At 33.0% G+C, this 1,132-nt stretch carries 1 protein-coding gene and 1 pseudogene; both read left to right on the forward strand.

Translation table 11 applies throughout. The features are described 5' to 3' along the window. Positions 1–417: pseudogene (locus tag CDG56_RS16690) on the forward strand (IS1-like element ISAba3 family transposase); the annotation flags it as partial. Between the two features lie 173 nt (positions 418–590). Then, positions 591–1,067, forward strand: a complete 477-nt coding sequence (locus CDG56_RS16695; RefSeq protein WP_087548453.1) for an AraC family ligand binding domain-containing protein — start codon at positions 591–593, stop codon at positions 1,065–1,067. Positions 1,068–1,132: the final 65 nt, after the last annotated feature.

Here is a 1,132-nt window from a genome sequence, read left to right on the forward strand (position 1 = left end):
AAGTCATTATGAATCTCTCGAAGTAGATGAGTTCTGGAATTTTGTTGGAAATAAAAAGAATAAACAATGGCTTATTTACGCCTATCATCGAGAAACAGGTGAAATTGTTGCTTATGTTTGGGGTAAACGAGATTTAGCTACAGTCTAACAATTGAAGACAAAGCTTAAACAATTAGATATTCACTACACCCGAATTGCAAGTGATCATTGGGACAGTTTCATCACTGCTTTTAAAAATGGTAAGCAAAGTATTGGTAAATTTTTTACTGTAGGTATTGAAGGCAATAATTGCAAAATAAGGCATAGAATTAGGCGTAGCTTCAGAAGAAGCTGTAATTTTTCAAAAAAGCTTGAAAACCATTTTAAAGCTTTTGATTTAGCCTTCTTTTCTTTTACATCAATAATGGCTTCATTTAAAGGCAGCATACTTTTTGAAGCACCACCAAAATTTTATGTTAAGTAGAGACTAAAAATGCCCTTGATTAAGGGCTTACAAGGGCATTTTGTATAAGGTGTATTATGTTAATTTTAGAATTTCTTCATTAGATAATTTTTGATAAGCTAAATCCATTAGGACTAATTAAGTAAATATGAGCAATTGGGTCAATGTCACACAGGATAAGTCTACAGGTATAGAACTAATTCATGCCCACTTCAAAGGCTTTGCATACGATCCTCATCTACACTCAAGTTATCTTATAGGGGTAACAGAGTTAGGACATCAACAATTCAATTGTAGAAAAAAAATTATTGATAGCTATCAAGGTCAAACTTTCATGCTTGAACCTGAAGAAGTTCATGATGGTAATGCACCAGATCCTCTCGGCTTCACTTATAAAATGATGCATTTAGATCCAGCATGGTTAAAAAAAAGCTATGAAGGAATATTTAATGAGCCTATCGAACTTGCTATCGAATCAACCCTACGTTCTGATCCTCAACTTTCACATTTGATACTTTCAACCTACAATATATTGAATAACAATGAATCTCAATTGATGAAAGATACGTATTTAGATCTTTTATTAGAAAACTTAAAGCAGAAAGAGGTGGTCCCACTTGTTTGAACAACTAAAAGCGTATTTATAAGTGATATTCCGCTCTAGTTAAGCCACCTTGTTTTGTTGGGGTA

Origin of the sequence: Acinetobacter sp. WCHA39, from assembly GCF_002165385.1 — a bacterium.
In the GTDB taxonomy this organism is placed as follows: domain Bacteria; phylum Pseudomonadota; class Gammaproteobacteria; order Pseudomonadales; family Moraxellaceae; genus Acinetobacter.

Coding starts and splice junctions, on each gene's coding strand:
- CDG56_RS16695 (WP_087548453.1), top strand. CDS start 591: ATGAGCAATTGGGTCAATGTCACACAGGATAAGTCTACAGGTATAGAA.